The organism is Algoriphagus hitonicola (assembly GCF_900113375.1).
GTDB classification, from domain to species: Bacteria; Bacteroidota; Bacteroidia; order Cytophagales; family Cyclobacteriaceae; genus Algoriphagus; species Algoriphagus hitonicola.
This window is the reverse complement of record NZ_FOPC01000005.1, coordinates 97,282-121,279: the sequence shown is the minus strand read 5'-3', so window position 1 is coordinate 121,279 and position 23,998 is coordinate 97,282. Positions and strand designations below refer to the sequence as shown.

General features: G+C 40.9%; 14 protein-coding genes and 1 tRNA gene. 5 read left to right on the top strand and 10 right to left on the bottom strand.

Going from position 1 to position 23,998, the window contains the following annotated elements; all coding sequences use genetic code 11:
- Positions 1–9: 9 nt before the first annotated feature.
- The 8 genes from BM043_RS08420 to BM043_RS08385 all read right to left on the bottom strand — a co-directional run bounded on the left by BM043_RS08420 (position 10) and on the right by BM043_RS08385 (position 8,953).
- Complete coding sequence (locus BM043_RS08420) at positions 10–3,498, bottom strand: SusC/RagA family TonB-linked outer membrane protein (RefSeq protein WP_092790688.1); 3,489 nt, start codon at positions 3,496–3,498, stop codon at positions 10–12.
- A gap of 151 nt (positions 3,499–3,649) precedes the next feature.
- Entirely contained in the window at positions 3,650–4,729 is a 1,080-nt protein-coding gene (locus BM043_RS08415) for a FecR family protein (RefSeq protein ID WP_245752992.1), read from the bottom strand.
- 13 nt (positions 4,730–4,742) lie between these two features.
- Positions 4,743–5,378: an RNA polymerase sigma factor gene (locus tag BM043_RS08410; protein WP_092790685.1), complete on the bottom strand. Its 636-nt coding sequence runs from the start codon at positions 5,376–5,378 to the stop codon at positions 4,743–4,745.
- 687 nt (positions 5,379–6,065) lie between these two features.
- The gene (locus tag BM043_RS08405; protein ID WP_092790683.1) at positions 6,066–7,316 is read right to left on the bottom strand and encodes a site-specific integrase; all 1,251 of its coding nucleotides are present in this window, start codon (positions 7,314–7,316) and stop codon (positions 6,066–6,068) included.
- Between the two features lie 405 nt (positions 7,317–7,721).
- Positions 7,722–7,796: transfer RNA gene (locus BM043_RS08400), tRNA-Pro, on the bottom strand.
- A gap of 90 nt (positions 7,797–7,886) precedes the next feature.
- Complete coding sequence (locus tag BM043_RS08395) at positions 7,887–8,117, bottom strand: hypothetical protein (protein WP_092790682.1); 231 nt, start codon at positions 8,115–8,117, stop codon at positions 7,887–7,889.
- 96 nt (positions 8,118–8,213) lie between these two features.
- Positions 8,214–8,621 carry a DUF4174 domain-containing protein gene (locus BM043_RS08390; RefSeq protein WP_092790680.1) on the bottom strand — a complete coding sequence of 136 codons (408 nt, stop codon included), beginning with the start codon at positions 8,619–8,621 and terminating at the stop codon, positions 8,214–8,216.
- Positions 8,622–8,650: 29 nt separating this feature from the next.
- A complete protein-coding gene (locus BM043_RS08385; RefSeq protein WP_092790678.1) occupies positions 8,651–8,953 on the bottom strand; it encodes a hypothetical protein in 303 nt (100 codons plus the stop codon).
- Positions 8,954–9,001: 48 nt separating this feature from the next.
- On the opposite strand from BM043_RS08385, the gene BM043_RS08380 reads away from it, so the two are divergent.
- Positions 9,002–9,925, top strand: a complete 924-nt coding sequence (locus tag BM043_RS08380; RefSeq protein WP_092790677.1) for a serine hydrolase — start codon at positions 9,002–9,004, stop codon at positions 9,923–9,925.
- On the opposite strand, the gene BM043_RS08375 is transcribed toward BM043_RS08380, so the two are convergent.
- Positions 9,922–11,094: a Pycsar system effector family protein gene (locus BM043_RS08375; RefSeq protein ID WP_092790675.1), complete on the bottom strand. Its 1,173-nt coding sequence runs from the start codon at positions 11,092–11,094 to the stop codon at positions 9,922–9,924. The genes BM043_RS08380 and BM043_RS08375 overlap by 4 nt on opposite strands.
- A 59-nt stretch (positions 11,095–11,153) precedes the next feature.
- On the opposite strand from BM043_RS08375, the gene BM043_RS08370 reads away from it, so the two are divergent.
- Both BM043_RS08370 and BM043_RS08365 read left to right on the top strand, forming a co-directional pair.
- Positions 11,154–12,005: an SdiA-regulated domain-containing protein gene (locus BM043_RS08370; protein ID WP_092790673.1), complete on the top strand. Its 852-nt coding sequence runs from the start codon at positions 11,154–11,156 to the stop codon at positions 12,003–12,005.
- On the top strand, positions 12,002–15,685 hold the full coding sequence (locus tag BM043_RS08365; protein WP_092790671.1) for a BamA/TamA family outer membrane protein: 3,684 nt from the start codon (positions 12,002–12,004) through the stop codon (positions 15,683–15,685). The genes BM043_RS08370 and BM043_RS08365 overlap by 4 nt, the downstream gene beginning before the upstream one ends.
- Here BM043_RS08365 and BM043_RS08360 read toward each other — a convergent pair.
- Positions 15,653–18,034 carry a GAF domain-containing protein gene (locus tag BM043_RS08360; protein ID WP_092790669.1) on the bottom strand — a complete coding sequence of 794 codons (2,382 nt, stop codon included), beginning with the start codon at positions 18,032–18,034 and terminating at the stop codon, positions 15,653–15,655. The two genes, BM043_RS08365 and BM043_RS08360, sit on opposite strands and share 33 nt — an antisense overlap.
- 218 nt (positions 18,035–18,252) lie before the next feature.
- Here BM043_RS08360 and BM043_RS08355 point away from each other — a divergent pair, with 218 nt between their 5' ends.
- Together BM043_RS08355 and BM043_RS08350 are read left to right on the top strand one after the other, a co-directional pair.
- Positions 18,253–20,460 (top strand): sodium-translocating pyrophosphatase, encoded by a 2,208-nt coding sequence (locus BM043_RS08355; protein WP_092790667.1) that lies wholly within the window; start codon positions 18,253–18,255, stop codon positions 20,458–20,460.
- 437 nt (positions 20,461–20,897) lie between these two features.
- A complete protein-coding gene (locus tag BM043_RS08350; protein WP_092790665.1) occupies positions 20,898–23,984 on the top strand; it encodes a SusC/RagA family TonB-linked outer membrane protein in 3,087 nt (1,028 codons plus the stop codon).
- Positions 23,985–23,998 lie beyond the last annotated feature (14 nt).

The window sequence follows — 23,998 nt, the reverse complement described above, 5'->3', positions numbered from 1 at the left end:
TTGATATGTTTAAAATGATAAATTAACACCTACAGTAAAGTTCCTGTTTAACGGATAAACAGACCAATCTATACCTTGCAATAAGGGATTATTGCTACTGAAGGAGACTTCGGGGTCAAATCCGGAATATTTTGTGATAGTGAGTAGATTGGTTCCTTGGGCATAGATCCTGGCATTTTTAATTTTGATTCGTTTTAAGAATGTCGGCGAAAAATTGTAAGCAATTGTTACATTTTTTATTCTTAAAAAGGAACCATCCTCAATCCATCTGTCAGATATTCTTGAATTGCCATTCCTGTCACTAAAATTGGCTCTGGGGTAGAATCCATTTCCTGGATCATCTATTGACCTCCATCTGTCAGTTGCTTCTTTAAGCTGATTTGTTGTACCACCTAAACTACCCCCGGATTGTTTATTAACATTAAGGATATCACCCCCATGAACCCCTTGTAAGAAAACAACTAACTCGAGATTGCCATATGAAAACTGGTTGTTAATTCCATAAAAAAAGTCTGGAAGAGGGTTGCCAATCACTGTTCTATCACCGGCATCAATATTACCATCACCGTTAATATCAACAAATTTTATATCACCGGGCCTAGCGAAGGGCTGTGCTTCTCCATTTGTAGCCACATCCTCATCATCTTGGAAAATACCGTCAGTTTTAAAACCGAACAGTTGACTGAATGGCTGTCCCTCAGCATTTTTAAGTATTTGTCCAATTCCAAAAATAGGTGGTTCAAGGAATAATACCCCTCCTTCACCTGCTCCTCCTAGACTGACAATTTCGTTCTTGTTAAATGAAACGTTGAAATCAGTTGTCCAGCGGAATTTACTATCAAAATTTACTGTGTTTAACATAAACTCCCAGCCCCAGTTTCTAACTTCTCCAACATTAGATATGGCATTTGTAAACCCAGTGGCCACTGGAACAGGAACGTTTAACAGTAAATCTTTTGTGTTTTTCACATAAAAGTCAGCCAGAAGACCGATTCTGTTGTTTGCGAAAAAAAGATCTGTTCCGATATTAAATTGCTCGGATGTTTCCCATCCTAAATCATCATTGGCAATACTTGAAGGCGAAAGACCTGCAACCACTTGTTGATTTGGCCCCAATACATATCTGGTATTACCCAGCAATGCAAATCTCGAATAGTTTCCGATAGTATTGTTTCCTGAAATACCATAACTGAATCTAAATTTACCATCAGACAGGATATCGTTTTCAGGTAGGAAAGATTCTTCAGTAAATCTCCAACCCAGTGAAACACTTGGGAAAAACCCATACTTTGTATTTGTACCAAACCTGGAAGACCCATCCGTACGAACAGTACCAGTAAATAGATATTTATCCTTATAGTTATAAGTAGTCCTTGCTAGATAACTAACCAAACTCCATTCCTCATTCCTTTGAGAGGCGCTTGTGATTACAGTTCCTGCCCCAATTGTTTCAACGGCATTATTGGCGAAATTTTGACTGGATGCATCCATCCTGTTAATCTTAAACTCCTGTAATGTAAATCCACCCAATATTGAGAATTCGTGATCATTGATTTTCTTATTGTAGGTAATCGTATTTTCATTAAGCCACGATAAAGATTGTGACTGGAAGGAATATGCTCTGCCCACCTGTGCTTCAAAAGGTGGCCAATTTGGAGATCTTGGGACAAATTGTAGGTTGGTTACATTATTGATATCCGTACCAAGAAGCACTTTTATTGTAATGTCATCCGTTATTTTACCCTCTCCATAAACATTGGTAAATAACCGCTGAATTTCCAAATCTTCACTTAATTCATTCGTTACAAATAAGGGGTTTGAAAGAAAAGGAGGTGTCCCACCTGCTCTATGATTGAATAAACTCCCATCTTCATTATACACAGGAAAGGAAGGTCTCGCAGAGATGGCAGTATGGATTACACTGCCCTGAACAAAATTACCTGTGGCCTCAGTCCTCACCCTGTCGTGCATCGATAAGGAGGGAGAAAAATTAAATCCGATTTTTAATCTCTCAGTTGCCTTTACTTCAACATTAGCCCTAAGGTTAAATCTTTTAAAACCAGAACTTTCAATAATACCATCCTGATTAAAGAAACCACCCGAAATGGCATAATTAATATTATCGCTTCCACCCCGGATGGATAAATTATAGTTGCTCATCATTGAAGTCCTAAAAATTTCATCCAGCCAATCTGTGTCAGCTATAGGGTCTTGCAAAAATGGTGACACCCTTAGATTACCTGGCCGGATATCATCAGGATCATTAAATGATCTTTCTGAAGGATTACCATCTACCCAAGCCCAATTCCGGGCTTCTACCATCATCTCATTATATTCCCTTGCATTCATAAGAGGAGGGAGATTTGTTGCTGTCTGCCAACCTGTATAATGACCAAAATCTATGATTGGACTTCCTTTCTTCCCTTTTTTAGTAGTGATGATTATTACTCCGTTTGCTCCTCTAGAACCATAGATTGCTGCAGCCGCAGCATCTTTCAATACATCTATTGATTCAATGTCATTTGGATCAATAGTAGATAATGGATTTATAGAGAATTGAGAAGCACTAAAACCAGTATTACCCTGATTGGCTTGTGCATCAAAAGGAAATCCATCAATTACATAGAGTGGTTCATTACTTGCTGAAATGGAACCAAACCCTCTAACCCTTACCGTCACAGCACCTCCCGGTGCACCTGAAGATTGGGAAACTTGCACACCAGCTATTCTTCCTTGCATTGCCTGATCGAATGATGCTAATGGTAAAAGATTTATTTCCTCACTTTTAATTGAGGAAATAGCTCCTGTGACTAACCGTCTATCCTGAGTACCATATCCCACTACAACTACCTCATCCAAAGAAGTTTCATCCTCATTTAAAGTCACATCAATTACAGACTGATTTCCAATACTCACTTCCTGGACTACATATCCGACAAAGGAAAAAACCAAAACAGCTCCCTCTGGGGCAGTCAATGTGTAACTTCCATCTAATTCTGTAACAGTACCAATTGTAGTTCCCTTCACCAAAACCGTTACCCCAGGAAGAGGCTGCCCAGTACCATCTTTTACTACCCCACGTACATTAATATCTGCATTTTGGTCAACTTCGACGGCTTTATCTTTTAAGTTTTCTTTTTTGACTTTTACATGGATATTCTCATTAACCTGGACAAAGTTCAAATTGGTCTGCATGGAGACCGCTACCAAAACATCGTAAAGAGAAATATTATTTTCCACCACCGTAATGGATTGCCTTAAATCAACTAAATTATCAGTATAAGTAAATTTAAAATCCGTTTTGGACTCCACCTGATTAAAAAACTCAGCCAGTGATTTTTCCTGTAATTTCATGGAAATCTTCACTTTCTCAATATTTTTTCTTTGAGCATTTCCTGAGTTCGCTAATATGACAGTACAGAAAAAAAGCTGTATCAGGAATGCATAGATTAATCGTTTTGACAGCATAATCAGTTGTCTTCGTAAATTATTTTCCATAAGTTTAAGTGGTTTTAGTGTTGAAATACTTGGACCAATGCCTCCATCGGATCTCAATTTGAAAGAGGCATTTTTACGGGCAGGAGTCTGTTCCGCCAAGAACAGTTCCTGCCTTATTTTTTAGCTGGTATTTATGTTTAGGTTTTTCATATTATTTTGGGTTGGTTATTGTTATATTTCTTTTATCTATTTTGTAGTTCATACCTGAAGTCATACAAATACCTCGTAGTACATTTTCCAACTTCTCACCTTTATAGACTCCTGAATATGTCCATTTCGGATCTATATGCCCTTTCACTACTATTTTGACACCATACCAATTTTCCAGCTTATCGATAACATCAGAAAAAATGGTATTTTTAAATATCAGGTAATTGTCTTTCCAACCTAGCTCACTTAAAGGATCGAACTTTCTTTTGTAAAATTCTCCTCCTTTTTCCATGACGAGCATTTCATCAGGATCTAAGGTCACTTGATCTCCGTTTCCGGCATTAACTCTGACCTTGCCTGTAACCAAGGCCACATATAGGGGCTCATTGTTTTTTTGCTTGACATTGAAGGAAGTACCCAATACATGAATTTTGGCATTTCCGCTTTCAACCAAAAATGGTCTAGTCTCTTTTTTCACTTCAAAAAATGCCTCCCCTTTCAAACTTACCAGTCGGAGATCATCTGAAAATTTCTGGGGGAATTCGATAACACTTTCTGAATTCAGATGGATTTTAGTACCATCTGGAAGATCTATAATGGATTTCTGCCCAGCCGGATTGAACCGGGTAATCATGGGGATATTTGTCTTTTCCAAAGATTGAGGATTGTACTGAAAAGCCTCATATTGAGCCCAAAGACAAAATAAAATCAGTAGGGTAGCTGCTATATTTCTTATTGGAAAAAACGAGAAGAAATTCCCTTTCGGGGTAGGAGTTATTGTAGCGACCCTTATAGGTTTTGCATGATTTAATTCAGTTTCAGCTTTGAGAATCTGTTCAAAAGTCTCAACATACATTTGATCTGAAAAATCTGGATTATAGCCATATCTAACCGAGCGAATCAAACTTGCGGATTCATATACTAATGCTCTTTTTTCTGGATGCTGAGCTAACCATTTTTCCCAAAAATGATTATTGTTTTCATTCGGGTTTTTTACCCACTGTATGAAAAACTCATCCGTAATAAAATTTGCTATATCGTAATCTTGATATTTCATAAAAGTGATGGATATTAAAGCCATTTAATGGTTGTTTCTAATTCTTAATAAGTAGTGATTTTAAGGTGGCCAAAGCTCGGTAAATCACTTTCCTGGCTGATTTCACCTCATTTAATTCCATGGCTACCATGATTTCCTTATAACTCATACCTTCTTCATAGAGTAGCAAAATAGCTTGCCGTTGTCGGCAGGTGAGTTTATTTAAAGCAGTTTGGATCCGATAGCTTTTCTCTTCTTGGTTTTCCAGATCGATGATTTTTGTCTCCTGAGAAAATTCAATTGAAAAAGATTGGCTCATTTTTTCCAGACTGTGATTGACAGTCTCAATTTCTTTCTTAGTTTTTCGGATCAGTTCTCGGTATAGGATTTTAAACAGGTAGGATTTGATAGATTGCACCTCGCTGAGGTTCCCTCTTTTTCTCCGCAGATCTATAAAAATGTTCTGAATACAATCCTGAACATGATTTTGGTCCTTATACATTTGACAACCGTATTTAAACAATATTGCCACATACATCCTGTAGATATAATTGAATGCATTTTCATCCCCGTTATTAAAGGCATTCCAGATATCCAAATCGGACTTACTTTCATACACTTTGATTGATTCCGAATGTCCTGGTGGATATATTGGAACATGTTCAATATTTGGAATTTTTGGGTTATTGTTCATTTAAGCATTGGGTTTATCCAGCCTTCCTTAATAAAGAGGAGGTGAAATGTTAAAATGACCCCAAAATATTTTAAAAAAAATTGATTATTTAAAAAAATATTTTTCCTATCAAGTTGAACACTAACAATTCTACTCAAACAGCTTTGTATATTCTAGGAATCTATATCCCAAAATCAAGCAATAATTCATACACCTCTCTCTAACATCTGACTTTAGGCAGTTGGCTTACTTTCAGTTTGTGTCGGTAGGCCAATGTGATTTCAGCCACTTCATTCAGGTTGATTAATTGATTTACCGTTTCCATAATTTTTTCGTTTTGGTGAAACATGAATTATGGAATGACCCCTGCCCTGTTCCGACCAAGGCCAAGAGGAAATGGAATAAACCAGCTGAGGTTTGAGCGAGAGCTTTATGCCGGAAGCTCTTGGCCGCCCGGAGGATAAAGGACTAACTTATTCCGGAATTCAAGGGCACCTTCTCCCCTATTTTTTCAAAAAATCGAAAAGCGGTTGCCCTGAATCCACATTAAAAAAACACACAAGGATTCAGGGCAACGGCTGAAACAATCAGCTTACTTACAATCCTCTTTACTGAAGGAGGAACGGATGAAGGAAAGTGGATTGAGAAATCTATAATTCAAGTTTTTGAAGGTCACCTCAAACTTTAAAATGATCCCAAATAACCCATTTATCTGCGAAAACCTTTTTTTCCTGCTTTCATTTTGAGCCTTTCCTTTAGAAGATTCATATCCTCTCTAAGTTTCACTTCCATGACCCGAGCATAGATTTGAGTCGTTGAGATTTTATTATGCCCCAGCATTTTGCTTACCGATTCTATAGGAACACCGTTTTGAAGGGTTACAGTTGTGGCAAATGTGTGTCTGGCAACATGGAAACTCAGATTTTTTTCAATTCCACACACATCGGCGATCTCTTTTAGATAAGAGTTCAACTTTTGGTTGGAAAGAACAGGGAGCATGATATTCTTCACCTCAGCTCTTGGATCATTCGCATATTTCTCAAGAATAAAGGATGCTTTTGGCAGCAAAGGAACCTTAACGGGTAGCATGGTCTTGTTTCTTTCAGTGCTGATCCACAATTCATCGTCCTCACCCAATACAATATTCTCATGCCTTAGATTTGCCACATCTATATAGGATAAACCGGTATAGCAGGAAAACACAAATAGATCCCTTACCAAATCCATTCTGGCATTTTTGAATCTCTTTTCTTCAAGAATCAAGAGTTCCTTTTCATTTAAAACATCACGTTCAAACCGATGAAATTTGAACTGATATTTATCGAAGGGATTTTTTTCAAGTAAATCCATTTTAACGGCAAGATTCAGAATCTTCTTAAACCGTTCCATATGCTTAAGCAGTCCGTTGTTGGTCAAAGGGCGCTGGTGATCGGTTGGCTTACGTTTTCTTAAAAAGTTCTCAAAATCAAGAATGATTTTGTAGTCAACTGAACGTAAAGTCAAGTCTTCCTTCTTCAACTTCTTTTGAAGAAATGACAGGATATATTTCTTGGAAGTTTCGTAGTTCTTTAGTGTGCCAGGCTTCAAAACGGAAGTCATTACCTCCTGATGATAATCAATCAATCCCTTTAGCGATAATTCACTTTCTTCTTTCCCCAAAACCAAATCTTTCAGATCCTCCACCGAAAATGGCTTATTACTAAGCAGTAATTCATGGTACTTATTTACAACAAGAGATCTTAGTCTCTCAAGGAAAAAATTAAGATCCTTGCTTTCGGTAGTTGAGCCTTTTGATATTCCCCTGACATTATCCCAGGAGGATTTCTTGACAGATTTTTTCAAACTCATTTCTGTCATATTCCCATCTACAGTTATCCTAATAAATAGGTTTACCCGACCCAAGTTTGATTTTGAATTCCTGCTGATGAATCGAATCCCAAGTGTTTTTGAATTGCTCATTGGTCTGATTTTAAATTTTTGAAAGTAAAATTTATTAACCACTGTTTTTCAGTAGTTTAACCAGACTCAATAGAATTAGAAGTGAGAATAAAGCCTAGAAATTAAGAACACCGGATTTCAAAAACTTTTGAATCCAGATTCCATTTTTAAAGAGGCTAGATCGGTGCAAAACCGGTGAATGAAATGTTAAAATTCGTTAAAACTATAACATTATCATATTTAAACCTTCGTTTTACTCACAATTTCTTAGTGAATCGTGAACTGTCGATACTTTTAGTTCTCCGACTCACGGAATTGCTCACGTAATAGTGATATTTTTTGATGTTTTTTGAAATTCCTTAAAATCAAAAAACTCTGTAAATCAGCTATTTACAGAGTTTTGATTTTCTTTAAAATCCTATTTTGTCGGGGTGACAGGATTTGAACCTGCGACCTCACGCCCCCCAGACGTGTACGCTAACCGGACTGCGCCACACCCCGATTGGATTGCAAATCTATTAATTTTACCTGTTGATAAAATAAAGAATCCGAATTTTTAACCGCAATTCAGGATAATTTCCTGAATCTCAGCTAATCATTTTTACATTTAAAAAAAACAGATTGGGTCATATTACTGCAACAAGAAGGACAAAGGCAGGATTCTGGATTCAAATTTTTGGCTTTTCGCATCGCCTCTGCTCCATTGTTAAAAGGACCCAAATAATCCCGATCAATAGCATCCGGAATCAATTCGCAATCTCGATGGTGCACTTCAAACTTGCCTGCTTCGTTGGCTACCGAGGATAGGTAAAAGAATTTCATAGAAAAAGGGATAAAGATTTATCTCAAAAATACTACTTCAAAAAGTGCCAAAAAATACCCAGTTCTGGGTATTTTTGGGGGTATTTCTTATCATTTTTAAAATTTTCCGTCTTTTTTACCCTTTCGCATCTCCGATTGACGCATAGGCATGGCGTCGATAATTCTGAAAATATCGCTAATCTTCGGCAACTTTGAACCTTTACTTTTCAAGCCTCCATCCAAGCCAATCAAAAACCAATTTTCTGTTGGTCGGATATCCAAGAATTCCTTAAATGATTCGGGCTCTATTTCCCCTTCAAAATTGGTGGCTGATAGCGTATCGCTTAAAAACTGAACATAGACCAACTTTCGCTCCTTAAAATCATCTTCATTTATTTCCCCAAGTTGGACATCTCTCAAAATCAACACCCGGTTTTCCCAGCGAAAATCCTTTAACTCCATACCTTGTTCTGCTTGTAAAATCCATGTAACTAACACCAAACCGATTATTCCTAAACGTATCATGACATGATAACTAGTCCGATTTTCAATTGTTACTTACTATCCCAATACTGCTGTAAGAGAACTTCCCATTCCTGTTCCAAACTCAAATCGGGTCTAGACTCTCCAGATCTCCGATACCAGTAATCGGCATTCCACTGATCTCCTTCCTTGCGATGCAGATAAGCATGTATCCTTGCCGCGTCTTTTCCACTCAACTGATCAACCTGAGCATGTGCAGCATCCCAGTCTCCCTTAGCATCATGCCACAAGGCAAGTAAAATCGGGTCCTTTCCTAAGTCTTTTTCTGTTTGATTTAAAAAATCTTCTCTTTTATCCTGATGGAGCTTAGTCATAGATTTTTACATTTATCTCGATAATTGAAATTAACAGCTCTTAAACTTATGCGCAACTTTCCACTACTTCTTTTGGCTTTTCTGGGAATGATTAGGCTTGGCTTTTCGCAGGAAGGCAGTTCACTTCAGCAAAAACTTGAATTAATAGCAAGAGATTTCAAGGGGGAACTTGGCATCTATGTCAAAAATCTCAACACCCAAGAATCCGCCCAAATCAACTCAGACAGCATTTTCCCAACAGCCAGTATAGTGAAAATCCCCATTCTACTTGGGATTTTTGAAAAGATCGAAAAGGAAGAACTGCAATTTCATCAATCCCTAATCTACCGGGATTCGATCAAATATGGGGGCTCTGGCTTGATGCAGTTTTTCAATGACTCCACCCAAACCGATTTGAGAACTTTGGTTGCCCTGATGCTGAGTTATTCTGACAATACGACTTCGCTTTGGCTTCAAGGTTTGGCCGGAGGTGGGGAATCTATCAATCCGCTTTTGGAAAAATGGGGCGTTCAACACACTCGGATCAATAGCCGTACCCCGGGTCGTGAGAAGGATTGGGAAATTTATGGTTGGGGACAAACCACTCCGAAGGAAATGGCTCAATTGCTGGAAGGAATTTATAAAGGGACAATTTTTGGTCGGAGTAGTTCTGAACAGATGACTCGGTTGCTTTCCAATAGCTACTACACCGAATATGCCCTCTCTCAAATCCCGCCAACTATCAATGTGCTTTCCAAGCAAGGCATGGTCAATGCTTCCCGCTCAGAGGTTCTCTTAGTCAATTCTCCTGCGGGAGATTACGTCCTCTCCTTTTTTACCAAAAATAATGAGGACGAAAGCTGGGAATATGACAATGAAGCCTGGAAACTGAGTCGAAAAGTCTCCCATGAAGTATGGAATCATTTTAATCCTAATTCTCCCTATCAGATCCCTCAAAATGCCGAAAAATTCTTGAAAGGGATCAATTACTAATACGTAAACGGATCAAAAAACAAGGTAGCAATGAGAAAAGACAAAACCGAAACCACAAAGCCAAACATAAAAACCGTATAGCTTTTTCTTAGGAGCTTATACTTTTTAGCCAATACCTTTCCCAAAAAATAAATATCACGGGTCATGGTCCCATAGAGGTAGTCACTATCCTCCATCAACTCACGGATACCCGCCGAATAGTCCTCTATGGACATTTGATGAAAATTGCCAAAATACAGCAGGTTCCCTTGTTTTTTTTCAATATTCTCTTTGGTAATCAGCCCTTTGGTAACCTTTGGTCTCGTGGCCAAAATCGCAAAAATCATCGCTCCCAAGCAGGTGGATATCAGCAAAATTGCAGGAATGGTATAGTTTGGAAACTCCTCCAGCTTTCGGATCAAAACTGTCACTACGATGGAAATAATGATCGAGTTGACCGAAATCATGATATTGGCCTTATTGTCAGCCAAGGCCGAAAGTTCCAAATGATTGGTCGAAGTAACCCGAAACATAGTCTCTATTCCACGATCTGATTTTTTATTCTTTTTTTTTTCAGGTTTGAATTTCTGATTCTCCAATTCCTCTATTTCCTTTTCCAAAATGGTTAAATTTTTAAGCTTTAGTGGTTCCAAATGCTTTTTTCCATACTCAGTATGGTAGCGATGTGACAGCGTGAATTCCCTTGATTTTTTAAGCCATTCCAGCTTAGTGCAATTCTCGGTATGGAGATTTTCCATTTCCTGTCGAAGACACATCGTATAGGTCAAAAATTCCGGTGTGCTCAAGTGATACATATCCGCATCACAAAGGATTTTTTCAAAGAGATTCTGGGGATTTTGAGGAACTTTGGTGGCGAGAATAGCCGATTTGATCCGATCGATTCGCTGCTGAGCAATTCCCAACTCACTAAGGCAAGATTGCGCCAGCTCGGCCCCTCTCTGCTCATGTCCTTCCGCTTTTCCCTCCCAATATCCCGTGTCATGCAGCCAAGCGGCAAAAAAAAGATCATCGAGTTCTTCTCCTTCCAAGCCTTCGTAACCTGCTATTTCTCTTGATTTTTCGACTATTAAAAGCGTATGATCCAAATTATGGTAACATACTTCTTCTTTCAGTCGCTGATGAAACATTTCCCGAATCCACGATTCGAACTTTTCGCGCAGGTTTTCCACTTATTAGCTTGAATTGGTACTTGATCAAACGAAAGTTAAAGACTTCCTTTAAAATAACTATGCATTCCGCTAAATTCTCCTTGATTTTTACGTTTATCTTGGCCCAATGCTCTAGTAATTTAGATTTTTCAAATAAATACGCTTTACCTAATGGGTATCAGTTAGATCAGGTAAACAAAATCTTATTACCGGGGACTTTGGATGAGATCTCAGGCATTGCTTGGATAGGGAAAGATGAAATTTGGGCAATTGAGGATGAATCTTCCATTATTTATTCAGTTGATCCGACATCCGGCAAAATCCTGAAAAAACAAAAGTTTGCAAAAAACAAGGATATCGAGGATCTACTCATCTTTCAGGATTCGGCCTATGCCTTGCAAAGTAACGGAAATCTCTACCAAGTAAATGCGCCCTTGACTGAGAATTTTTCCACCCAAGTCCATGAGTTTCCGCTAGATCAAAAACGTGACTTTGAAGCCATTGTGACCTTAGATACAGAACCATCTTTGTTGCTTTTTTGTAAAGTCTGCAAGTGGGACAAAAACCCCGCTCAAGCATCGGTTTACCGATTTGATTTAGTTCAAAAAAAATTTGATATAGAGGCATACATGATACTTAAGCGAAGTGAAATCCAAGCAGCATTTCCGTTGATGGATTTATCAGAAATCAAAGTTCAGCCAGCGGCGGCGGCCATCCATCCTATCACCCGGGAAATCTATTTGCTCTCGTCCACCGATCGTTGGCTTCTGGTGATGAATCAGCAAGGGGAATTTTTGGATTTTCATCACTTGCCTCTCTCACTTTTCAAGCAGCCCGAAGGAATCACTTTTGCCCCGGACGGCACCTTGTACATTTCCAATGAAGCCCGAGACGGGAGAGCCAATCTGTTGATCTTTGCCTATCAGCCATGAAAAATCTTCTGTTTGTTCTTATCCTGATTCTAGGGGTAAAAGAATCAGTTGCCCAATCCACCGAGGCTCTGAAGTTTAGAGTTTATCTGATCGGTGATGCGGGAGAAATGAAAAATGGGAACCACCCCGTGATTGATGATTTGAGTCAAAAACTCAAAAACCAGTCGGATATCCCCAATTATTTGATTTATCTCGGAGACAATATTTACCCTTTGGGATTACCCAAAAAATCCGCCGAAAATCGAGCTGAATCCGAATTGATTTTGAAAACACAACTGGATATTTTCAGTCAAATCAATGAAAAAGTCTGGATGATTCCTGGCAATCACGATTGGGAAAAAGGGAAATCCGGTGGCTATGAGGCGATTCTCAGGGCACAGGCTTTTGTCCATGAAAACTACCCTGCAGACCGTGTACAATGGATCCCCGCAGACGCCTGCCCAGGACCAGAATGGATTAAACTCGACGAAGAAACAGTCTTGGTGATCATAGACAGTCAGTGGTGGCTGCATCAAAACCAAAAGCCAGGAGAAGACTCCGATTGCGAATACAAGACCGAAGAGGAAATCCTTGCTGAGCTGTCAGCTGGCTTTCAGAGCAATCAGGATAAAACTATCATCTTAGCCATGCATCATCCCATGCGAGCCTATGGCCCTCACAATGGCGGATATGATTGGAAAGATCACTTATTTCCCTTGCGCGCACTTAATTCCAAGCTCTACATTCCGATTCCGGTTTTAGGCTCAATTTTTCCGCTCTACCGTACTTGGTTTGGAGACATACAGGATATCCCGCACCCCAAATATCAGGCGATGATTCAATCTTTGGATCAACTCATCAAGCGACATCCCCACGTCATCCAAGTTTCAGGACATGAGCATGGATTATTTTATACCCAAGAGGAAAACGCTCACTACATTGTCAGTGGCGCCGGTGCAAAACATACCGTAATCCGAAAGAAGAATCCAGCCAAATTCACCTATGGAAATCAAGGTTATGCTGCTTTGGATTTCTACAGGGATAAAAAAGTCAAATTGAGTTTTATCAGTCCAGAGGAAGAACAGCTATTGTACGAAACTTGGCTTGATGGAAATCAAAACCAGACTATCTTATCCGAAGTAGATACTCTTCCAAAAGCAAGGATCCAACGTTCCAAACCCATTTCACTTCAATATCATAAAGGCAAAGGACACCAATTCTTTTTTGGAAAAAATTATCGGGCAACTTGGGCGCTTCCTCAGCAGTTTCGATCCATCGATCTTTTGGAGGAAAAAGGCGGGCTTTCCATCACAAAAAGAGGTGGCGGTATGCAAACCCGAAGCTTACGATTGGAAAACTCAGAAGGTGAAGAGTTTGTCCTTCGCTCCGTGAATAAATATCCCGAAAATGCCCTAAGCCCTATTTTGCGAAAAACCATAGCCAGGCAGATCGTTCAGGACCAAATTTCGGCATCTCATCCCTACGCGGCAATTGCTGTGGCCAATCTTGCAGAGTCTCTTGACATTATTCATACCAATCCTGAAATCGTATTTCTGCCAGACGATCCTGCTCTAGGCCCCTATCGCAAAGACTTTGGCGGAGAGGTTTTTCTGTATGAAGAGCGTGAAGTGACCCAACCTTTAGCCGATCCTGAAGCGAAAGTCATCAGCACCGACAAAATGATCAAAACTGTCCTGAAGGATAATGATGACCAAGTCAACCAACGGGCAGTACTTCAAGCTCGGATTTTTGATTTGTGGATAGCGGATTGGGATCGGCATGACGATCAATGGAGATGGGTTCGCAGTGAAGGGAAAAACGGGTGGGAGTTTCTCCCCATGCCTCGGGATCGAGATCAGGCTTTTTTTGTCAACGAAGGTGTTTTTCCAAAAATTGCCTCAAGAAAATGGGCCAATCCCAAATTTCAAGGTTTTGGATATGAACTCAAAAATGTAAATGGCTTCATGTTTAATGGCCGCTATTTTGACCGAAATTTCCTGAATGATTTGGATCGGAGTGATTGGAAAGAGGAACTGGACGAAATAATCCCAAAAATGACCGATCAAAACATCCTCGCGGCGTTTTCGGACTGGCCTGCCTCTGTACGGGAGCTAGATGAAAGGGAAATTGCAGCAAAACTGATGCATCGTAGAGAATGGCTGGAGGAAAAGGCTTTGGAATATTATGATTTTTTGGCCGAAGAGGTAGACATACCCGGAAGTCAAAAAAATGATCGCTTCGAAATCAAGCATGCCGAAGATGGAACCATTGATGTCGAAATTAGGAAAATATCGAAGTCTGGAAAAATAAAACAGCGGTATTACAACCGGACTTTTAAGCCAGACGAAACGCGGGAAATCCGTCTTTATGGCTTGGAGGGAGAAGATGTTTTTCTGCTGAAAGGCAAAGGACCTGGTCAAATTAAAGTCTGGATTATCCCGGGAATTGATCCTTATGTGATCCAAGACGAAGCTCAACTACAGAAAAAAAACCAGTTGATTTATCAGCCAAAAACAAGCTTTACCCAAAAAGCTGCAGGCCCGTCATCCATTTACAAAAAGGCCATCAACCCAGCCCAACTGGAATATAATCGCAAGGAATTTACCTACGACAAAGTGATGCCGCTAGCCTCTCTGGAATACAATCAAGACGACGGAATCTTTCTCGGTGGCGGAATTCTCTGGCAAAAACAGGGTTGGAAAAAATCCCCTTATCAAACCCAGCAGCAGATCAAAGCAAACTATGCCATCCGAACAGGAGCCTTCAATATTGGATACCAAGGTCATGCGGTCGATGTTTTGGGCAATTGGGATCTGACTTGGAGTGGCGATGTCCGAGCACCTGATTATGCATTCAACTTTTTTGGATTTGGAAATGAAAGTCAATTCATCACTAAAAATGAAACAGGCGCTCCTTCGGGGGAATTGGAAGACAGAAGCGAACAAGTGAGATTTTACCGAACCCGCTTCAGCTGGTATGAGGCTAAGATGGGCCTACAAAAAAAACTGGCAGAATCCGGTTATTTCCAAATGGGGCCTCTGGTAGAGTTATTTCGATTTGATGCGGATGACAATACGGATAAATTTATCACCAGCCAGGAAAGCGGTATCGACCAAAATCTTTTGTTGGAACCCAAAACTTTTGGTGGCCTTTTTGCCCAACTCAACTACGACAAACGGGATGATGACAGGCTTCCTTCGCGGGGATTTTTGTTTCACAACGAATTCAAGCAGCGATGGGCTATTTCGAAATCCGCTTCTACTATTACAAGCTTAGAATCCTCTTTGGCCTTGTATTGGTCATTTTCCTATCCTGCCAAAATCACCTATGCGACACGATTTGGCTATGGTAAAAACTGGGGGAATTACGGATTTTTCCAAGGTCAAACGCTCGGTGGAATGGATAATCTCAGAGGATATCGGCGCTTCCGATTCAATGGAGATGCCGTCGCCTACCATAATTTTGATGTCAGAATCCAACTCTTCAATCTGAACACCTATCTCCTACCTGCCACGGTAGGACTAATTGGTTTTCATGATATTGGGAGAGTCTGGCTACAAGGAGAATCTTCAGATACTTGGCATCGATCTGCGGGTGCGGGGATTTGGCTGGCACCACTCAATCAGTTTGTGACGGTCTTTTCGGTAGGATTTAATAAAGAGGAAACCTTACCCTTCTTTACTTTCGGCTATCAATTTTGAAAAAATGGAATCCTTGAGCTCCAAAAGCTCAGTTTTCACCTTTACCCGTAAAGCCTTCAATCCATGCACACCCTGCATATCCTCGAGTTCCAAGTCTTCGACATGAGACTCCAGTTTGCCTTTTTTCTGTAGAAAATGGATAAACTCGCGAAACTCCTCCGCATCATGGTTCTGTGAATAAACGATCGCTATTTTTCCCGGCTGATTTAACCGTTCACCACTGTCTTTGATCAGCGCTTTGTCGATTCTCTTTTTGATCACCTCATAGCGAATATTGTAGCTCCCCTCCACGTCAAACTTCCGCTCATCCAGTCGAAACGAGATAGAAATCGGCTGAGAATAAGCCAAAATCAATTGAGTTGTGTTCAGCGGGTAATCCAAATCAGCAGCCTGCAGTCGAATCATACCTTCCAAATCCACCATGGTTTGGAGTTGCCATAATCTGAGATTTTTCAAATAGATCTCATCATATTGATGATTTTTGACCAAGGATTGACCGATATAAATATTGTATTCAATCCCATCGGTTTTGAATTTCTCAAAGTAATGCGGAAACATCCGCTGGATTTTCACTTCTTCCTTGTCCAAAAAACTACCAATAGTATCATTTATCAAGCGCATGCTTTTTTCAAAAGCACTCCTTTTTTGAGTAATCAAATTTAAGTCCGTATCAAGCTGCTCAAAATAATGGTCTATTTGAGGGATCAGTTCAGGATATTGATTTCTCAAATGTCTGAAAAGAGGAGTCAATTCTATTTGCAAAAAATCAACCAAGCGCATCTCCTCTTCACTCACTAATATTAAATTGATTTTTTGTTGAAAATCCTCCAGCCGATCCAGCATATTTTCCAACAAAGGCAAAAAATCAAGGGTATTTGCCTCTTTCAAAATCCCTTTAGCCAATTCCAATTGGGTCAATAAATCACTTTGTATGGCTTTGTTTCGCTCCAGTGAAGAATCCTTGATATCAATCATCCCATAAAGTGGGTAAACGTCCTTGAATAAAATAGGCTTGATTTCAGGATGTTTTCCTTCTTCTTCGGCCAACACAAAGTCCAGCGCGATTTCGTCAAATTTCCATTCTACAACAGGATGGATCGCTGTGAAATTTTTCCGCACAATACTTTTGATTCGATTTTCGAGGTTTTCGGCCTGTCGATGCAAAGCCACCGAAAGTGATGGAGCCAAAAAATCCAAGGTCAGCAGCATGGATGGATCAAAGTTCTGTGATTCAAATGCCGAAATCTCCAAGACGCCCACCAGATTTCCGTTGTGTTTCAGCGGATAAAGTATGATTTCTTTGACTCCAAGGTGAGCAAATTTCTCACCCATGGGAAAATACTCATCGATCTGATCCAAGTCGTTTAGAAATACCGGTGATTTCACGCGGGAAAGAAATTCAATCACCCCTTGCAGAGTATCCTTACATCCACCGGTACAGAGGTTTTTGATCAAGAAACTATAGGCCAAACGACTTTCGGTAAGAACCATGCGTTCATTGACTCGCTGCAAAATGGCCAATCCCACTTTGATATTGGATTTACTTAGGAGACTTTTCACTGAATCCTCCACCACATGCAAAAATTCCTCTACCGATAGCTGTTCCTGACGAAGTACAGTTTCATTCAATTGAGCCACGGACTGAGCCATAGTCAAATCAATCGCTTCCTCTATAATAAAACCATAAAAATCAAATTGATCCAAAGGCAACAATTCCATCCACTGATTGAGATCATAGCTGCTAGGCATACTTCCACTGCAGATCTCCGACTTGCTCTGAATAGCTGGCAAAGGTCCTCGTGGTACTACTTTCACAAATTGGGTGGTGAACTGAATCTGAAAATGACGGGTAATTCCGTTTTCATCTGAAACCTTAAAAACAAGGGGATGCACCGGATTGATCTTGATCCCATAAATTTGATCTAAAATAAGCTCATACACCAAAAGCATTTTCTGGAAATGAAGCCGATCAGGATCCAGATTTTCCGGGATGATAATTTCTCCTTTTTGGTCTAAAAACTGCGCATGAAAAACCGGAGTAGCATAAATCGGATTAAATTCAAAGGGTTTGGCAATTCCGAAAATCTTCCGCTCTTCCTGTCCAGAAAGCGGAAAAATAGAACCTAAAATCAAACCTAATCCCAATCGATTTTCGCGCTTTTTCAGATCCTCAGGATTGACTGGGAATTGATTCAAATCAGGAAATTCCTTGATTCTTTGGAGCAAATCGTGATAGAGACAAGTATCAGGTTCAGCTTTGTTGGATAGTCTTTCCCACTGTGCAAAAAGCATCGAAAAGTCCAAATAGGAATTTACGCGTTGATAAAGGTTGGAATTGGAGTTTTCCATGTTCGGAATGCTAAGTGATTTAATACCAAAATTGAACGTATTAAGTTCCCATTTTTGATTAATCGGAGTTTTGACTCCAAAGCCTAATAGTTATCATCAAAGGAATGATTGTGAATATGAAAAATCAGATCATTCTTTTCAGTTGGCAGGTTAAAGAGAAATTCTATATTTGCCCCACTAACAATAAACCAAACAATTAACGGTACACGATTTACTCTATGGAACAAGCGGCAATTTACTTGGTCCCAGCATTGGGAATTATCGGCTTGATAGTCATGGCTATCAAGTCTGCCTGGGTCACCAAACAAGAAACGGGTGACAAAAATATGATGGAATTGGCAGGATATATTGCCGATGGCGCGATGGCATTTCTAAAAGCAGAATGGAAAGTCCTCTCCTATTTTGCCATCATAGCCTTCATCTTATTGGCTTGGTCAGGCACTTTAGTTGAAACTTCAGACTGGATCATTGGCATCTCCTTTTTAATCGGAGCGGTATTCTCAGCATTTGCCGGCTATATCGGGATGAATATTGCTACCAAAGCCAATGTCAGAACTACACAAGCTGCCCGAACTAGCTTGAAGCAAGCGCTGAAAGTTTCCTTCACCGGAGGTTCTGTGATGGGTCTTGGAGTAGCTGGACTTGCTGTTTTGGGTCTCGGTTCATTATTTATCGTTTTTTATCAAATGTACGTAGTCAGTGCCGGTGCCGGAGTCAATGGCTTGGAAATGGAAAAAGCACTGGAAGTTCTCGCTGGATTCTCTCTAGGTGCTGAATCCATTGCGCTTTTTGCCCGTGTAGGTGGAGGGATCTATACGAAAGCTGCCGATGTCGGAGCTGATTTGGTAGGAAAAGTAGAAGCTGGAATTCCCGAAGATGATGTGAGAAATCCCGCGACCATTGCCGACAACGTAGGCGATAACGTCGGTGACGTGGCAGGAATGGGGGCGGATCTTTTCGGATCTTATGTGGCTACTATCCTAGCTACCATGGTTTTGGGACGTGAAATCCAATCTGCGGATAATTTTGGCGGTTTGGCACCGATCTTACTTCCCATGGTACTTGCCGGATTAGGAATCATCTTCTCCATTATGGGGATGGCCTTTGTCACCGTAAAAGATGACAATGGAGATGTGCAGAAAGCCCTTAACCTAGGAAACTGGTCTTCTATCGTATTCACTGGAATTGCATCCTTTTTTGTCGTCCAATATATGCTTCCGGAGACCATGGTTATCCGAGGCTATGAGTTTGGAAACATGGACGTGTTTTACGCAATCATCCTAGGCTTGGTAGTAGGGACCTTGATGTCCATCATTACCGAATACTACACTGCCATGGGCAAGCGTCCGGTTATGTCGATCGTAAAGCAGTCAGCTACAGGCCACGCTACCAATATTATCGGGGGATTATCTGTAGGAATGGAATCCACTGTACTTCCCATTTTAGTGTTGGCGGGCGGTATTTATGGTGCATTTGAATTTGCAGGTCTTTATGGTGTGGCAATCGCTGCAGCAGGAATGATGGCTACCACAGCGATGCAGTTGGCGATTGATGCATTCGGACCGATCGCGGATAATGCCGGAGGGATTGCAGAGATGAGTCAGCTTCCCGAAGAGGTTCGGGGCAGAACTGATATTCTGGATGCAGTCGGAAACACCACAGCAGCTACCGGTAAAGGATTTGCGATCGCATCTGCTGCTTTGACATCACTGGCCTTATTTGCGGCATTTGTGGGAATTGCAGGTATTGATGCCATTGATATTTATAAGGCTCCCGTTTTGGCTGGACTATTTGTCGGAGGGATGATTCCGTTTATTTTCTCCTCTTTGGCTATTGCAGCCGTAGGTCGTGCAGCCATGGATATGGTCAATGAAGTGCGACGTCAGTTCCGTGAGATCCCCGGAATCATGGAGTACAAAGCCAAACCAGAGTACGATAAATGTGTGGAGATCTCTACCAAAGCTTCGATTCGTGAAATGATCGCCCCCGGGGCTATTGCTCTAATCACGCCGATCTTAGTCGGATTCGCTTTTGGGCCTGAAGTCTTGGGTGGCTTACTTGCCGGTGTGACCGTTTCTGGAGTTTTGATGGGAATGTTCCAGTCCAATGCCGGTGGTGCTTGGGACAATGCGAAAAAGTCCTTCGAAAAAGGAGTAGAAATCGATGGCGAGATGTATTATAAAAAATCTGAACCTCATAAAGCATCCGTGACAGGTGATACGGTAGGAGATCCATTTAAAGATACTTCAGGGCCATCAATGAATATCCTGATCAAACTGATGTCTATTGTGGCTTTGGTGATTGCACCGCATATTTCTGAAGGTAATCATAGCGAACCCACAGCAGAGAAAATCGAAGTTAAAAAAGAAATCAAGATGGAAAATGGAAAAGAAGTCATCACTGAAATCAAAAAAGTGATTAATTAACTTTTTCTTAAAAAAATATGGAGGCTGTTCTTATTCGGACAGCCTCTTTTTTTTGGCCTAACTTTCATTCTTTTTGCATTAAACAAAAATATATTCTGGCAAAAAGTAGCAAAAGCAAATTTTATTTGAGCCAAAACATTACTTGAAATAATTTGATATTTTTTTGAACACCTTTCTTTAAATTAACCGCTTATTATTTTTAAATTAAGCATGTTTTAACTTATGAATTCAAAATTAATGTATTCATCCATGGATTTTAAGCAAATTTCTAAGCCGTAACATTCGGCTAAAACCACTTAAAATCAAGCAAAAACCTGAATCTGAATACCTAAAATGGCAAAAACAGCAGTATTCAACTCCATAAAACCGAAAAAAACCGCAAATACCCTGAATAATCTACTTAAAACCAATTTTCAAAATTCTAACCTTTCTAACACATGAAAAACAGCTACAAGTTTACCTTGCTGTTTCTGATGAGTTTGCTGACTTCCTTGTCGCTTTTTGCGCAGCAGACTATATCGGGAAAAGTAACAGCAGAAGAAGACGGACAGCCCTTGCCGGGTGTCAGCATCGTAGTCCAGGGGACTTCGACAGGTACCGTCACGGATATCGACGGAAACTATTCTATCAATGTACCGGATTCCGAATCGGTCTTGGTATTTTCCTTTATCGGATTCGAAAGCCAAGAAATATTAGTAGGAAATACTAACACGATTAATGTGGTCATGGCTACTGAGGAATCCCAGCTCGATGAAGTGATCGTCACTGCTTTCGGTATTTCTCAAGAGAAAAAATCTCTGGGGTATTCCGCACAAAGTATCGATGCAGAAGCTATCACCAAGTCCCGGCAACCCAACTTGGTGAATTCTCTTCAGGGACAAGTAGCCGGGGTTCAGGTCACCAATTCCGGAGGTGCTCCCGGACAATCCGCCCGAATCATCATCCGAGGAATCAACTCACTCGATCCGTCTGCAGACAATCAGCCACTATTTGTAGTCGATGGTGTACCTGTGGACAACTCAACCATCGAATCTGGCGGAACCCCACGCGGAATGTCAAACAGAATCGCTGATATCAACCCAAATGATATCGAGTCCATGTCTGTGCTTAAAGGTGCAGCAGCTACTGCACTTTACGGTGTGCGTGCGGCCAATGGCGCTGTAATCATTACCACCAAAAAAGGAAAATCTGGAGAAATCAGAGTTGATTTCAACTCTTCTTTGGGATTTGATAAACTGGTCAAAAAACCAAGGCTACAAGAAGAGTACGGTCAAGGCTTCAGTGGAGAGCGTAATGATTCCAGTTTCTGGCCCTCTTGGGGAGCAAATATCGCAGAGGAAAATGACCCGAACTATGTCTATCAGGACAACTGGACTCGAGCCTTCGATACGGGCGTCAATTTTGACAATAGCTTAAGTGTGTCTGGCGGAAACGAAAACGCCACGTTTTACACCTCCATTGGACGACTGGATCAAAAAGGGATTATCCCATTCTCCAATTGGGATAGAACCAGCGCCAAACTCTCCGGTACAGTTAAGGTCAATGAGAAATTCAATTTCTCTGGCTCGATGAACTACACCAACTCGGGAGGTAATCGCGTGCCTCATGACCGGTTCCTTGAACGAATGATGTATTGGGCAGAAACTCAAGATGTCCGTGACTATATCAATCCAGATGGAACAATGAAAACCTACGCCAACACTAACCCTATCTATGATGCGAGGTTTGCGACCTATGAGGATAATGTCAATCGTGTCATTGGAAACATCAATTTGAATTATAGCCCGACCGATTGGTTGACCTTTTCCTATCGATTGGGAATGGACAATTACTCTGACTCCCGAACAGAAATAACTCCCGGCCCGATGGGAATTGACGGAGAAGTTGCCCTGAGTTCTACAGGTTTCTTATCAGAAAACCGAATTAACAGTCGTGACTTGACCTCCAACTTCTACATTTCCCTTCAAAAGCAGTGGAATGAAGACTGGAATACGAGCTTGAGGTTGGGAAATGATGTCTTCGAAAGGCGATTTGACCGAGTGACTGCCACCGGGTCCAATTTTGTGATTCCAGGTTTTTATAACCTAAATAATACCACTCAGATCTTTGCCTCCCAAGGCAAAAGCATGAGAAGGTTAGTCGGTTTCTATGGGGATTTGATGGTAGACTACAAAAACTTCCTTTTCCTTAATATCACCGGTCGAAATGACATTTCCTCCACCCTTCCTGTGGACAACAATTCCTTCTTTTATCCTTCCATTAACTTGAGTTACGCCTTCAGCGAGCATTTGGAAATGCCAAGTTGGGTGACTTTTGGAAAACTCAGAGCCTCATGGGCTCAGGTAGGTAAAGACACCAACCCGCACATTCTAGGTGCCACCTTTGTCTCTCCATCCATTTTCCCGCTGAATGGTCAAGTCGGATTTTCGAGAAACTCCACCTTTGGGGATCCACTATTAAGACCTGAACAGACCACTTCCGTGGAAGTAGGTACCCAACTCGCTTTCTTTAATAACCGAGCTAATTTGGATGTCACTTATTACAAGTCAAACGCAAAAGATCAGATTATTCCAGTTCCGATCTCGGATGCAACTGGATTTTCTTCCTACATCACCAATGCCGGTGAAATCGAAAACCGAGGCTGGGAAATCGTCATGGGAGGCACTCCAATCGAGCGTGGTGATTTTCGCTGGGATGTGACTGCCAATATCACCACCAACCAAAACGAAATCGTAGCCATCCGGGAAGGAATCGATCAAATCGTGGTGGGTTCACAGTTTGGCTATGTGGGAAGTACAGTCACCATGATTTTGAAAGAAGGCCGGCCTTATGGTGATATTTATGGATCAAGCTATGTACGACCCGATGCAGACCCTGATTCCGAAGTACTGGACCGAAGCCTTCCTCAGTTGATAGGAGCAAATGGATTCCCAGTTCGAACTGGAAACCAGTTGGTTTTAGGCAATGCCGTTCCAAAAGTGTTCGGGGGTTTGAGAAATGATTTTAACTACAAAGGATTTGAACTTTCCTTCCTCGTGGATTTCAGGGCAGGAGTAGATCAATATAGCCAGTTTGACAATTTCCTTTCCGCTTTTGGAAAACAAGAAGCTTCCTTGGCCAGAAATGATTTCCGGGTATTTCCGGGTGTGCTTGCCGATGGATCACAGAATAATCAGGAAGTATGGCTCGGACAGGGTGTAGGTCCCGACGGTGTGGATTACGGAGCTGGATATTGGAGAAATCATTACCGGACGACCTCAGAAAATTTTGTAGTCGATGCCAGTTTTATCAAACTGAGAAATATCACCTTGGCTTACAACCTTCAGCCCAATTTGATTAAACGAACTCCGTTTAGGACTGCACGCCTTTCTGTAGCGGCAAACAACATTATCCTCTACACCCCATGGGATGGATTTGATCCGGAATCATTCTCTGCCGGTGCCGGTGGCAATGCGGTAGGGTTTACCGGACTCGGATTTCCGGGCGTACAAAGTGTTTTCTTCACCCTGAACTTGGGACTGTAAACCTTCTAAATCAC